10 protein-coding genes are annotated in these 13,728 nt (G+C 71.9%); 3 read left to right on the top strand and 7 right to left on the bottom strand.

Annotation, left to right across the window (positions count from 1 at the left end; genetic code table 11):
- Positions 1–27 precede the first annotated feature (27 nt).
- Positions 28–2,052, bottom strand: coding sequence for a M3 family metallopeptidase (locus tag EDF28_RS15100; protein ID WP_123938857.1), 2,025 nt, complete (start codon positions 2,050–2,052; stop codon positions 28–30).
- A gap of 256 nt (positions 2,053–2,308) precedes the next feature.
- Entirely contained in the window at positions 2,309–2,908 is a 600-nt protein-coding gene (locus EDF28_RS15095; protein WP_123938856.1) for a TetR/AcrR family transcriptional regulator, read from the bottom strand.
- Between the two features lie 122 nt (positions 2,909–3,030).
- On the opposite strand from EDF28_RS15095, the gene EDF28_RS15090 reads away from it, so the two are divergent.
- Positions 3,031–3,867, top strand: coding sequence for an alpha/beta fold hydrolase (locus EDF28_RS15090; protein WP_123938855.1), 837 nt, complete (start codon positions 3,031–3,033; stop codon positions 3,865–3,867).
- An 81-nt stretch (positions 3,868–3,948) separates the two neighbouring features.
- Here the strand turns inward: EDF28_RS15090 and EDF28_RS15085 are convergent, their stop codons facing one another.
- Positions 3,949–4,200 carry a hypothetical protein gene (locus tag EDF28_RS15085; protein WP_123938854.1) on the bottom strand — a complete coding sequence of 84 codons (252 nt, stop codon included), beginning with the start codon at positions 4,198–4,200 and terminating at the stop codon, positions 3,949–3,951.
- Between the two features lie 65 nt (positions 4,201–4,265).
- Complete coding sequence (gene valS, locus EDF28_RS15080; RefSeq protein WP_260155041.1) at positions 4,266–6,860, bottom strand: valine--tRNA ligase; 2,595 nt, start codon at positions 6,858–6,860, stop codon at positions 4,266–4,268.
- Between the two features lie 213 nt (positions 6,861–7,073).
- On the opposite strand from valS, the gene EDF28_RS15075 reads away from it, so the two are divergent.
- Together EDF28_RS15075 and proP are read left to right on the top strand one after the other, a co-directional pair.
- A complete protein-coding gene (locus EDF28_RS15075) occupies positions 7,074–8,318 on the top strand; it encodes a hypothetical protein (RefSeq protein WP_123938853.1) in 1,245 nt (414 codons plus the stop codon).
- 153 nt (positions 8,319–8,471) lie between these two features.
- Positions 8,472–10,058 (top strand): glycine betaine/L-proline transporter ProP, encoded by a 1,587-nt coding sequence (gene proP / locus EDF28_RS15070; protein ID WP_260155040.1) that lies wholly within the window; start codon positions 8,472–8,474, stop codon positions 10,056–10,058.
- Positions 10,059–10,195: 137 nt separating this feature from the next.
- Here the strand turns inward: proP and EDF28_RS15065 are convergent, their stop codons facing one another.
- Genes EDF28_RS15065 through EDF28_RS15055 form a run of 3 tightly spaced genes read right to left on the bottom strand, consistent with a single transcriptional unit; the run spans position 10,196 to position 13,724 of the window.
- Positions 10,196–11,836: an ABC transporter ATP-binding protein gene (locus tag EDF28_RS15065; protein ID WP_123938852.1), complete on the bottom strand. Its 1,641-nt coding sequence runs from the start codon at positions 11,834–11,836 to the stop codon at positions 10,196–10,198.
- Positions 11,833–12,726, bottom strand: coding sequence for an ABC transporter permease (locus EDF28_RS15060; RefSeq protein WP_123938851.1), 894 nt, complete (start codon positions 12,724–12,726; stop codon positions 11,833–11,835). Before EDF28_RS15060 ends, EDF28_RS15065 begins: the two co-directional genes overlap by 4 nt.
- Positions 12,723–13,724, bottom strand: coding sequence for an ABC transporter permease (locus tag EDF28_RS15055; protein ID WP_260155039.1), 1,002 nt, complete (start codon positions 13,722–13,724; stop codon positions 12,723–12,725). The genes EDF28_RS15060 and EDF28_RS15055 overlap by 4 nt, the downstream gene beginning before the upstream one ends.
- Between the last annotated feature and the right edge of the window lie 4 nt (positions 13,725–13,728).

Here is a 13,728-nt window from a genome sequence, read left to right as displayed (position 1 = left end):
CGCAGGGGACCTCCCGCGCGCAGCGCCCTACTCGAGGCCGCGGCGACGCAGCAGCGGGCCGACCTCGGCGTCGCGGCCGCGGAAGTCGCGGTACGCCTCGAGCGGGTCCTTCGAGCCACCGACGCCCAGCAGTCGTTCCGCGAAGCGTCGACCGGCTGCACGGTCCAGCCCGCCGTTGTCCCGGAACCACTCGACCGTGTCGGCGTCGAGCACCTCGGACCAGATGTAGCCGTAGTACCCGGCGTCGTACCCGCCCGAGAACGTGTGCGCGAAGTACGTCGACGAGTAGCGCGGGGGCACGGCCTCGACGGCGATGCCGGCGGCGGCGAGGGCGTTCCGCTCGAAGTCCTCGACCGACGTGACCGCAGCGGCGTCGGCGGAGGACAGCCGGTGCCACGCCTGGTCGAGGAGCGCCGCGGCCAGGTACTCGGTCGTGCCGAAGCCCTCGTTGAAGCCCTCGGACTCGCTCAGGCCCAGGACGAGCTCGGGCGGCAGCGGGGCACCGGTCTCGTGGTGCTTCGCGTAGTTCGCCAGGACCGACGGCCACGACACCCACATCTCGTTCACCTGGCTCGGGAACTCGACGAAGTCGCGCTCGACGTTCGTGCCCGAGAACCGGGGGTAGGTGGTGCGGGCGATGAGGCCGTGCAGTGCGTGGCCGAACTCGTGGAAGAGCGTCTCGACCTCGTCCTGGATGAGCAGCGTCGGTGACCCGGGCGCCGGCTTCGCGACGTTGAGGTTGTTCACCACGACGGGCAGCGTGCCGAGCAGCTCGGACTGCTCGACGACGGGGTTCATCCACGCGCCGCCGCGCTTGCCGTCGCGCGTGTACAGGTCGAGCAGGTAGAGCCCGACGGGTTCGTCGTCGTCGCCGGTGACCTCGAAGACACGGACCTCGTCGTTGTAGCCGTGCAGGTCCGGGCGCTCGGTGAACGTCAGGCCGTAGAGGGCACCCGCGGCGTGGAAGACGCCGTCGTGCAGGACCCGGTCGGCCTCGAAGTACGGTCGGAGCGCCGAGCTGTCCGCGGCGAACTGCTCCCCGCGCAGGAGCTCGGTGGCGTAGGCCCAGTCCCACGACTCGATGTCGAACCCGACCGTGCGGGACCGGACGGCCCGCTCGTCGTCGGCGTTCCGTGCCGCAGCGCCGACGAGCGACGACAGCAGGCCGTCGACGGCTTCGGGGGTCTTCGCCGTCTCGTCGGCGGTGACGACGGCGGCGTGGTTCGGGAACCCGAGCAGTTCGGCGCGCTCGGCACGGAGCCGCACGATGCGCAGCAGGACCTCGCGGTTGTCGTACTGGTTGCCGCGGCGGCCGCGAGCGAGCGAGGCGTGCATGATGCGCTCGCGCAGGTCGCGGTTCGCGAGCGACGGCAGCCACGGGTGGCCGGTGTAGAGCGGCAGGGTGATGAGCCAGCCCTCGAGGCCGCGGTCCGCAGCGGAACCGGCAGCGGCGGACTTCGCGCCGTCGTCGAGCCCCTCGAGCTCGGCTTCGTTGGTCACGTGCACGGCGGAGTCGTTGGTGTCCTCGAGCAGGTTGCGCTCGAAGGTGGTGGTGAGCGTGGACAGCTCCTGGTTGATCGCGGTCAGGCGCTCCTTGCCGGCGTCGTCGAGCCCGGCGCCCGCCAGGGTCATCTCGGCGTGGGTGCGCTCGACCAGGCGGAGCGCTTCGCCCTCCAGCCCGGCGGCTGCGGCGCCGTCGAGCACGGACTGCACGCGGGCGTAGAGCCGGGAGTCCAGCGTGATCGCGTCGCGGTGGGCGGCGAGGAGCGGCGAGACCTCGGCCTCGAGGTCGTGCAGCTCCGGCGTCGAGTCCGCCGACGACAGCGTGAAGAACACGTGGCTGACACGGGTCAGCAGCTGCCCGGAGCGCTCGAGGGCGATGAGGGTGTTCTCGACCGTCGGTGCGTGCGGATCGGTGGCGATGGCCTCGACCTCGGCGCGCTGCTCGGCCATGCCGGCCTCGAAGGCCGGTCGGTAGTGCTCGAGTCGCACGTCGCCGAAGGGCGGCAGGGCGTAGGGGAGGGTGCTCGGGACGTCGAACGGGGTTGCCATGGCAACCACCCTACGGACGTCGCGCCGCGACGGGGCGGACGGGAGGCCCGTGGCGGCCTGGCCCCGCGCCTCCCCCCACCGGCACGGCCGTCGCGCCGCTGGCGCGTCGCACCGGAACCGGCGGCGTGGGCCCAGTCCGCCCTGTGGTCGCGTTCCTTCCCATCGCGACCGGACTGGAAAGCGGAATCGGGCGTACCTGGTCGGAAGAACCGACCAGGTACGCCCGGAACGACCGGGTACGCCCGGAACGACCAGGTCAGCGGGACGGCCCCGTCGCGGCCTCGATCAGCGTCGACGCGGCACGGCGGGCGTGCGCTGCAGGTTCCGTGGTGCCGGCGATGGCAGCAGTGGTCTGCGCGCCCTCGGCGAGCAGGGCGAGCTGTGCGGCGAGTTCCTCGGCACGGTCCGGATCGGCGACGACCTCGGCGGTGAGCTCCTGCACGAACCGCTGGAACGAGTCCTTGTGGTCGCGGGCGATCTCGGCGACCGCGGGCGAGGTCGCGCCGAGCTCGCCGAAGGCGTTGATGAACCCGCAGCCGCGGAACGTGTCGTCGCCGAACCACGACTCGAGGAAGTCGTACACGGCGAGCAGCTTGTCGCGCGGGGTCGTGGCCGCCTCGACCGCGCCGTGCACGCCGCGCTCCCACAGGTCGTGCCGCCCGGACAGGACGGCCGCGATGAGCTGCTCCTTGCCGGGGAACGCCGCGTAGAGCTTCTTCAGCGAGACGCCTGCGCCCGTGCGGATCTCGTCCATGCCGACGGACTGGATGCCGCGCGCGTAGAACAGCTGGTCGGCGACGTCCACGATGTGTGCGCGGACGCCGGCGTCGACCGTGCTGATGGTGCTGGTTGCCATGACGTACCCCGTTCGCTGCGTGTTCACCGTTCCCGAGTTGCGCCGGGAACGATCGTTCTCTAGTGTAAGGCACATCGACGGAGAACTGACGTTCTCCGCGAGGCTCAGGGAAGGAAACGATCATGGGTGCCATCACCGTCGGAACCGAGAACAGCGTCGACATCGAACTCCACTACGAGGACAAGGGAACCGGACAGCCGATCGTGCTGATCCACGGCTTCCCCCTCGACGGCAACTCGTGGGAGGGTCAGACCCCGGCCCTGCTCGAGGCCGGCTACCGCGTGATCACGTACGACCGCCGCGGCTTCGGGCAGTCCTCACAGCCGAGCACCGGCTACGACTACGACACCTTCGCCGACGACCTGCACACCGTCCTCGAGACCCTCGACCTGCGCGACGTGATCCTGGTCGGCTTCTCGATGGGCACCGGCGAGATCGCCCGCTACATCGGCCGCCACGGACAGGACCGCATCGCGAAGGTCGCGTTCCTCGCCTCGCTCGAGCCCTTCCTGGCCATCACCGACGACAACCCCGACGGCGCCGGCCCGATGTCGTTCTTCGAGGGCATCGCCGCCGACGTCAAGAAGGACCGGTACGCGTACTTCACGAACTTCTACCAGGACTTCTTCAACCTGTCGGAGAACCTCGGCTCGCGCATCTCGGAAGAGGCCGTCCGCAACGCCTGGAACATCGCCGCCGGCTCGGGTGCGATCGCGTCCGCCGCAGCACCGCTGACCTGGCCGACCGACTTCCGTCAGGACATCCCCAAGGTCACCGTCCCGGCGCTCATCGTGCACGGCACGGCGGACAACATCCTGCCGATCGACGCCACCGGTCGCCGCTTCACCAAGGCCCTGCCGGCCGCGAAGTACGTCGAGATCGAGGGTGCCCCGCACGGCCTGCTCACCACGCACACCGCCGAGGTGAACGAGGTCCTGCTCACCTGGCTCGCCGAGTAGCCGCTCGCATCGTGAGCAGAAATGGTCGGGTTCCCACCGGGGACCCGACCATTTCTGCTCACCGAGCGAACGCGCCCCGCGTCAGTCCTCTTCCGCGGCGTCGTCGGGGTTCGTGACCTGGGCGCGCCCGGCATCGTCGAGGTGGATCGAGGTGCCGTCGTCGAGCTCGACGATCGGCTTGCCCTCGAGGAAGGTCAGGGTCCAGCCCCAGGTCCCCGTGTCGACCGACTCGGCCGCCAGTTCGTCCTCGACCCCGCGCACGGCGACGACCATCGCCTCGGGCAGTCGCGCAGGCGGCTCCCCACCCACGCTCCATCGTGTGCCCAACTGCATCCGTGCCTCCTGTCCGGTGGTGGACGGGCCGGGTCGCCGACGCGACCCGGCCCGGACGACCGACGTTACGCCTGCTGTTCCGCCAGCTCGATCTCGGTGACGGCGAGCTCGTCGCCGTCGACGAACGACAGGTTCTCGATGCGGCCGACGGCCGCCAGGTCGACCGCCGCGCGCTCGATGAGCGCCCGCGTCTCGGTCGGCGCGGCGACGACGGCACGCGTGACAGGCGTCTTCTGGGACGCCTTCGCCGACGTCTTCGCGCCGCGGATCCCGATGAGCGCCTGTCCGACGGCCGCGAGCAGCCCGGTGGGGGCCGCGTCGGTGGGCAGGTCAGCAGCGGTCGGCCAGGAGGCCCGGTGCACGCTGGTCTCGTGGGTCCAGGCCCACACCTCTTCCGTCGCGTACGGGAGGAACGGTGCCAGCAGTCGGAGCAGCACGTCGATCGCGCCGCGCAGCGCCAGGACGGCGCTCGCCTGGGTCTCGTGCGTCGCGTCGGCCGCCGTGCCGTAGGCACGCTCCTTCACGAGCTCGAGGTAGTCGTCGCAGAAGGTCCAGAAGAACCGCTCCGTGATCTCGAGCGCGCGGGCGTGGTCGAAGCCGTCGAACGCGGCGGTGGCCTGCTCGACGACCGCACCGAGCTCGGCGAGCATGTCGACGTCGAGTGCCTCGGTCACGCTCGTGGCGCCCTCGGGCAGCGGGAAGCCGTAGACGAACTTGGCGGCGTTCAGGACCTTGATGGCCAGACGACGGCCGACCTTGATCTGCTTCGGGTTCTGCGGGTCGAACGCCGCATCGGTGCCGAGCTTGGACGAGGCCGCCCAGTAGCGGACCGCGTCGGCACCGTGCTGCTCGAGGATCGACAGCGGCGTGACGACGTTGCCCTTCGACTTCGACATCTTCTTGCGGTCGGGGTCGACGATGAAGCCGGAGATGCTCGCGTGCTTCCACGGCACGGTGTCCGCTTCGAGCTGGCTGCGGAGCACCGTCGTGAAGAGCCACGTGCGGATGATGTCCTGCGCCTGCGGGCGGACGTCGTACGGGTACACCAGGTCGTACAGCGCCGGGTCGGTCTCCCACTTGCCCGCGAGCTGCGGGGTGAGCGACGAGGTGGCCCAGGTGTCCATGACGTCGAGCTCGCCCTGGAACCCGCCGGCCACGCCGCGCTGGTCCTCGGAGTAGCCGGGTGCCGGGTCCGACGACGGGTCGACGGGCAGCTGCGCCTCGGTCGGGACGATCGGCTGGTCGAACACCGGGTTGCCGTCGGCGTCGAGCGGGTACCAGACCGGGATCGGCACGCCGAAGAAGCGCTGGCGCGAGATGAGCCAGTCGCCGGACAGGCCACCGACCCAGTTGTCGTAGCGGACGCGCATGAAGTCGGGGTGGAACGCGATCTCCTCGCCGCGGGCGCGGAGCGTCGTCTTCAGGGCTTCGTCGCGGGCGCCGTTGACGATGTACCACTGGCGGGTCGAGACGATCTCGAGGGGCTTGTCGCCCTTCTCGAAGAACTTCACCGGGTGGTTGATCGTCTTGACGTCGCCGACGAGCTCGCCGGACTCGGTCAGGGCGTCCACGACGACCTTCTTCGCCGAGAACACGGTCTTGCCGGCCATCTCGGCGTAGAGGGCTTTGCCGCTCGCCGACTCGATCCACGCGGGCTCGTCGGAACGGACGCGGCCGTCGAAGCCGAGGATCGCGCGGTTCGGTAGCTGCAGCTCGCGCCACCAGACCACGTCGGTGGTGTCGCCGAAGGTGCAGACCATCGCGATGCCGGCACCCTTGTCCTTCTGCGCCAGGTGGTGTGCGAGCACCGGGACCTCGACGTCGAACAGGGGGGAGCGGACCGTGGTGCCGAACAGGTCCTGGAACCGCTCGTCGTCCGGGTGCGCGACGAGGGCGACGCACGCCGGCAGCAGCTCGGGACGGGTCGTCTGGATCACGACGTCGTCGCCGCCGTCCGCACGGTGGAACGCGATGCCGTGGTACGCGCCGGGCATCTCCTTGTCCTCGAGCTCGGCCTGCGCGACCGCGGTGCGGAACGTGACGTCCCACAGGGTCGGGGCGTCGGCCTGGTAGGCCTCGCCGCGCTCGAGGTTGCGGAGGAAGGCACGCTGCGCGCTCGCCCGCGAGGTGTCGTCGATGGTGCGGTACGACTGGGTCCAGTCCACCGACAGGCCGAGGGTGCGGAAGAGCTCCTCGAACTGCTGCTCGTCCTGCACCGTGAGCTGGTCGCACAGCGCGATGAAGTTGCGGCGCGAGATCGGCAGCTGGTCGGCGGCCTTCGACGACTTGCCGTCGCCGCCCTCGAACGGCGGCGTGAAGTCGGGGTCGTAGGGGAGGGTCGGGTCGCAGCGGACGCCGTAGTAGTTCTGCACGCGGCGCTCGGTCGGCAGGCCGTTGTCGTCCCAGCCCATCGGGTAGAAGACGTGCTTGCCCCGCATGCGCTCGAACCGCGCCTTGAGGTCGGTGTGCGTGTACGAGAAGACGTGCCCGATGTGCAGCGACCCGGAGGCGGTCGGCGGCGGGGTGTCGATCGAGTAGACGGCGTCGCGGTGGCCGGCGGCGTCACGGTCGAAGCGGTAGGTGCCGTCCTGCTCCCAGACCGGCCCCCAGACCTGCTCGAGTCCGTCGACGCTGGGCTTCTCGGGCATGGGCTTGGTCATGGCTGCGCCTTCCGTGCGTGTGTGCGGCACCGAGTCCGTGATGAGGTGCCTGATTGTCCACGCCTGGTGCGTGGTGTCCCAAGGTTACCCGGTGCCGGAGACCCGGAGTCGACCGCGGGAATGCTGGATGGGGAATTCTTTCGGCGGAAATACGCAAATGCCGCACGAATGCAATTGTTTGCATTGATAGGAAATGCTCGTAGGGTGCAATCCGTGAATACCTTCGAGAAAGTCGCGACCGCCTTCGTCGGTGTGGCCGCGCTGCTCCTGCCGATGTCCCCGCCGGTGCCGGCCGCGGCCGCGACCGGTTCGGCTCGGTTCGGGATCGGTTCCGGCATCGACACCACGGCGGACGGCGCGAAGGTGGCCCTCGCGGCGGGGCTCGGCGTGGGGGCCGCTCGGGTCGACCTGTGGTGGACGGGCGTCGAGAAGGCCCGGGACGAACTCGTCATGCCCGCGTCGTACCGGAAGTCCGTCGACCGTCTCCGCGCGGCGGGGATCCGACCGCTCATCGTCCTCGACTACGGCAATCCCCACCACGACGGCGGTGGTGGTCCGACCACAGCCGCCGGCATCGCCGCGTTCGCGCGGTACGCGGGGTTCGTCGCCGCGACGTTCGGCCCGGACGTGGCGGGGTACGAGATCTGGAACGAGTGGCCGAACACCGTCGCGCCGGAGGCCAGCAGTGCTGCACGCTACGTCGCACTGACCCGGGCGGCGTCCGCGGCCGTCCACGCTGCGGCGCCGGGCTCCGTGGTGGCGGGTCCCGCCATGAGCCTGCTCGGGGCGGACGGCCTGCACCCGTGGCTCCGGCAGTGGCTCGCCGGAGGTGGTCCGGCGACGGTCGACGCGGTGTCGGTCCACGCGTACACCGGGACACGACCGCCGGAGACGACTCTGGGGCCCGCGATGCGGGAGCTCCGGACGGCCCTCACGGCGCAACACCGCTCCGTCCCGGTCTGGTGGACCGAAGGCGGCTGGCAGGCCGGTCCGCCGGGGCAGGCGGGTACCGTCACCCCCGCAGTGCAGTCCGCCTGGCTGGTGCGCTGGGGAGCGCTCGCCGCGCACCTCGGTGCCACGCTCGTCGTGCCGTTCACCCTGAACGACGCGGCGTCGACACCGACCGGGTACGGCCTGTACGGCTCCGCCAGCGGTGGGTACACGGCGCGGCGGGCTGCCGCGGCCTACGCGGTCCTCGTGCGCACCGTCGGTGATCGCCGGTTCGTGGCGGTCGAACGGGCCGGCACGGGCGGGGTCTGGATCGTCAGGTACGGCTCGGGCGGGGACGTGGTCCGCGTCGTCTGGTCGACGTCGGGAGTCCGCACGACGTCGGTCGGCGTGCCGGGCGGCTCCTCGCTGGTCTCGGCGACCGGGGCGACGAGCCGGCTGACCGTGGTCCGCGGTGCGGCGTCGGTGCGGGTCCGGGCAGCCCCGGTGTTCCTCCGCTCCGATCGGTGACGCGTCGGAGCGGCGATTACCACACCGACCTGTCGGACACGCCGGAGACCTGGTAGTCTGTCGGAGTTTGTCCGGCGAGCGCGGGTTCGCAGGAACTGCACCGTTGCCGTCCGCCGGACGCCCGAAGGACGCACCGCACACCGGAGGAACGACTTGGCACCGAACGACGCACCCCACCCGCACGGCGATCGGCCGCTGCCGCACGGCGACCGACCGCTGCGCACGAAGGGCGCTGCGAAGCGCGCTCGGCGCAACCTGACGAAGGACGACGTCACCGTCGTCGAGGAGTCGCTGCTCAAGCGCGCTGTGGCGGCCGCCGCCCTCGGCAACGCGATGGAGTGGTTCGACTTCGGCATCTTCGCGTACCTGACCGTCACGATCTCGCAGGTCTTCCTGCCGCAGGGCGACCCGGCCGCGAACATCGTCGCGACCTTCGGCTTCTTCGCCGCGGCGTTCATCGTCCGACCGATCGGTGGCGCCGTCTTCGGTCCGATCGGCGACCGGATCGGCCGGCAGAAGGTCCTCGCGCTGACGATGATCCTGATGGCCGCCGGCACGCTGATGATCGGCCTGATCCCGTCGTACGACTCGATCGGCTTCTGGGCCCCGGTCCTGCTGCTCGTGGCCCGCTTCGTGCAGGGCTTCTCGACCGGCGGTGAGTACGGCGGCGCCGCGACCTTCATCGCCGAGTACTCGCCCGACAAGCGCCGTGGGTTCATGGGCTCGTGGCTCGAGTTCGGCACCCTGGCCGGCTACGTGCTCGGCGCGTCGATCGTCACCGGCCTGCAGTTCGGCCTGTCCGAGGACGCCCTGCTCAGCTGGGGCTGGCGCATCCCGTTCATCATCGCGGGCCCGCTCGGACTGATCGGGCTGTACCTGCGTCTCAAGCTCGAGGAGACCCCGGCCTTCCAGAAGCAGCAGGAGCAGGCCGCCGAGCGCGAGGGGCAGAAGACCCCGTTCCTCAAGCTCTTCGCCGAGAACTGGCGCGCTCTCATCATCTGCATCGGCCTGGTCCTGGTCTTCAACGTGACCGACTACATGCTGCTGTCGTACATGCCGACCTACCTCGAGCAGAACCTCGGTCAGAACGCCACGTTCGGCCTCATCCTGATCGTCGTCGTGATGCTGCTCATGATGGTCGTCATCACGTTCGGTGGCCGGCTGTCCGACAAGTTCGGTCGTCGCCCGGTGCTCGCCGCCGGCTGCATCGGCTTCATCCTGCTGTCCTGGCCGGCCCTCAAGCTCGTCCAGACCGGCACGGGCGTCGGGGTGTTCTCCGGCCTGCTCATCCTCGGTGTCGTGCTCGTCACGTTCACCTCGACCATGCCGTCGACGCTGCCCGCGCTGTTCCCGACGATCATCCGCTACGGCGCGCTCGCGATCGCGTTCAACGTCTCGGTGTCGCTGTTCGGTGGCACGACCCCGCTCGCGACCTCGGCGCTCATCAACGCCGCGAAGGACGCCGGCTACGGCTGGGCCGAGGACATCCCGGCCTTCTACCTGATGCTGGCCGCTGTCATCGGGCTCGTCGCGGTGTACTTCACCAAGGAGACCGCCGCCACCCCGCTCATGGGCTCCGGCCCGACGGTCGGTTCCGAGGACGAGGTCGCCGGCGTGATCGACGACTACAACGACCCGACGTCGGAGTTCGCGCAGTCCGACTGGGCGAAGGAGTTCGCGACGAGTGAGATCCCGATCATCTCGGGTGACGCGGCGAAGAAGGAGTCCGCGGACTCCTGACCCCGGCCACACCCGCCCTGGAGGCCCGGTGCACGTCCGCCACGGACGCGCGCCGGGCCTCCGGTCACGTTCAGGGCCGTGGGGGACGTCACGCGCGCAGCGACAGTTCGCGGACGCGGCACCGCGCGAACTGTCGCTCAGCCCGTGAAGTCGGCTGCGGGGCCCGCCGCCAGCCGCTCCGCGGCCTGCAGCAGGTGCGCGGTCACGGGGTGCGCCGGGCGCGCGAACACCGTCGCGGCGGGGCCGTGCTCGACGACCGCGCCCCGGTGCACGACCAGCACGTCGTCGGCCATCCGTCGAACGGCCCGCAGGTCGTGCGACACGAAGACCATCGCCACGCCGGTGTCGTCGCGGAGCCGCTCGAGCAGGGTCAGCACGGCGTCCTGCACGGTGGCGTCGAGGGCGGTGACCGGCTCGTCGAGGACGATCACCTCGGGGTCGGTGGCGAGTGCCCGGGCGATCGCGAGTCGCTGCCGTTGCCCACCGGACAGGGTCAGCGGCGACCGCGGCCGGAGCGCCGGGTCGAGGTCCACCTGTCGCAGGGCTGCGTCCACCCGGGCGGCGAGGGAACCACGGGCGCGGCGGTCGTCGCCCCGCGAGAACGCGTCGGCGAGGACCCGCTCGACCGACCACCGCTCGTCGAACGTGGCGCCGGGGTCCTGCACGACGGCCGCGACCCGGTGGCGTCGGGGTCGTCGGTCGTGTTCGGGGAGCGGTACCCAGGGGGCTCCGTCGAGCGAGACCGTGCCGGCGTCGGGCGTCTCGAGCCCGAGGAGCATCCGCGCCAGGGTGGTCTTGCCCGACCCCGAGGCGCCGATCACCCCGAGCACCCGCCCGCGGTCGAGCCCGAACGACACGTCGTCGACGGCGCGGACGCCCTCGTAGTCGCGCGCGAGGCCCGCGGCGACGAGCACGCCAGCCCTCCCGCCAGCCCTCCCGCCGCGCCCCGTGCGAGGTTGATCACTCCGTGCGTCGTCGGAAGCTCGCACGGAGTGATCAACCTCGCACCGAGCGCCAGTGGCCGCGCGCACCAGGGCCTGCGTCGCGGCGTGCTGCGGATCCTGCAACACCGAGGCGACCGGACCCTGCTCGACGATCCGGCCCTCGTGCATGACGGCCACCCGGTCGGCCCACCCCGCGACGAGCCCGAGGTCGTGCGTGATCACGAGCACCCCCGCCCCGCGCTGCTGTGCCGCCCGCAGCTGCTCCATCACGGTGACCGCGACCCCGGCGTCCAGTGCGGTCGTGGGCTCGTCGGCGACCACGAGCGCCGGCGACCCGATGGTGGCCGCGGCGATGAGGGCCCGCTGCCGCATCCCGCCCGACAGCGTGCCGGCGAGTCGGCCGTCGGTCGCGATGTCCGGGTCGAGGCCCACCGCCCGCAGGGCATCGCGCACGGCGTCCACGCGCTCGGCCGCACCCAACTCGGTGTGCAGGCGGAGGCTGTCGGCGACCTCGCGTCCGACGGGACGCAGCGGGTCCAACGCGCCCAGGGCCTCCTGGCCGACGTAGCCGACCCGAGACCCGCGCACCTGGCGCCACCGACGATCGGAGAACGCGCGGACGTCGAGGCCGGCGACGGTGAAGGCGTCGGCGCGGACGGCGGAGCCGGGCGCGGACAGACCGAGCGCGGCGCGGGCGGTGACGGTCTTGCCGGAGCCGGAGGCGCCGACCAGGGCGACGCACTCACCGGCGTCGACCCGCAGCGCGACGTCGTGCACGATCGGTGTGCCCGCGATGGCGACGTGCAGCGCCTGGACCTCGAGGACGGTGGTCATCGGACGACTCCTGTTCGGCGGATCGCGCGACCGAGCACGGTGACGGCGGTCGCGAGCACCACGATGGCGAGGCCGGGGAAGGTGCTCATCCACGGTGCGGTCTGCAGGTAGGTCCGGCCGTCGGCGAGCATCGCGCCCCACTCCGGAGCCGGGGGCGGTGTCCCGACGCCGAGGTAGCTCAGCGCCGAGGCCCAGACGATCGCCTGGCCGACACCGAGCGTGGCGACCGCGACGACGGGCCAGAGTGCGGTGGGCAGGACGTGCCGGACCACGATGCGGACGGGGGAGCGGCCGAGCAGCACGGCGGTCTCGACGACCTGCGACGACCGGGCCGCGCGGACCAGGCCACGGACGATGCGGGCGTAGCCGGGGGCAGTGGCGAAGCCGACGGCGAGCACGGCGGGGACCGGGCCGGGGCCGGTGACGGCGATGACCACCAGGGCGACGAGCAGCAGCGGCAGGGCGAAGGCGACCTCGGTGACGCGGCCGATCACGGCGTCGAGCAGTCGGCCGACGCGTCCGGCGCCGGCACCGAGGCCGGCGACGACCCCGAGCACGACGCCGGTCCCGCCGCCGATCAGGGTCGCGGCGACACCGACGACGAGCGAGGCCCGCGTGCCGGCGACGACCCGGGACAGGACGTCGCGTCCGGATTCGTCGGTGCCGAACGGGTGGGCGCCGCTCGGCGCGAGGAGCGCCTCCGACGGGTGCACGGCGAGCGGGTCGGCGCCGCCGAGCAGCGCCGGCCACGCGGCCGCCACGACGGCGAGCAGGACCACGGCACCCGCGACGGCGCCGGGGACGCCGAGGGCGCGGGGACCGCGTCCGGCTGCCGGGCGTCCGTCGGCGGACCGGTCGGTCGGGAGGCTCGGCTCGGCGATGCCGCTCACCGCGCGGCCGCCTCGTGGTCGGCTCCACGGCGTCGGGCGGCGCGCGGAGCACGCGCGCGTCCTGTGCGCGGGGCGCCGGTGCGCGGGTCGACGACACGTTCGACGAGGTCCGCGACCGCGAGCACCACGACGTAGGCAGCGGCGGACACCAGCGCGATGCCGGCGACGAGCGGCATGTCCCGCTGCGTCACCGCGGTCACCAGGGCGCGACCGATGCCGGGCAGCGCGAACACGGACTCGACGACGACGGCGCCGGACACGAGGGACCCGAAGGCCCAGGCGGACAGGGCGATCCCGGGCAGCGCCGCGTGGCGGAGCAGGTGCCGGGCGAACAGCCCGAGTCGGGTCTCGCCACGGCCCCGCGCGGCGAGGGCGAAGGCGGACCGTTGCGCGTCGACGACCCCGTCGCGCACGGTCTCGGCCAGGTACCCGGCGACCGGGACGGCCACCGTCAGCACCGGGAGCACCCAGCCGCGCACCGTGCCGTCGCTGACCGCGGGCACCCAACCGAGGGCGCTCGCGAACACCACGATGAGCACGCTGCCGAGCCAGAAGTGCGGCATCACGCTCGCGGTGACGCTCAGCGCGCTCGTCAGCCCGGCCGCGAACCGACCGCGCTGCGTCGACCACCAGGCCGCGAGGATCGCCAGGACCCAGGCGGCGACCAGGCCGGCCACCGCCAGGGTGAGCGTGACGGGCAGCTGCTGGCCGAGCAGCGTCGCGACCGGGGTGCGGAAGGCGTACGAGTCACCGAGCTGCAGGGTGGCGAGGCGTCCGAGGAACACCGCGTACTGCACGAGTACCGGCTGGTCGAGGCCGTACTCGTGCCGGACCTGGGCGACGGCCTCGGCGGAGGCCTGCGAGCCCGGACCACCGAGGATCGCGAGTGCGGGGTCGCCGGGGATGAGCCGGATCGCGACGAACACGATCGTCGCGACGGCCCAGAGCACGCCGATCCCGCCCGCGAGCCGTCGGACGGCCCACCACACCCAGGGCATCCGC

Origin of the sequence: Curtobacterium sp. PhB137 (genome assembly GCF_003814955.1) — a bacterium.
Lineage (GTDB): Bacteria > Actinomycetota > Actinomycetes > Actinomycetales > Microbacteriaceae > Curtobacterium.
The sequence above is the reverse complement of the archived record's forward strand: the minus strand, read 5'-3'. Positions and strand labels throughout refer to the sequence as shown.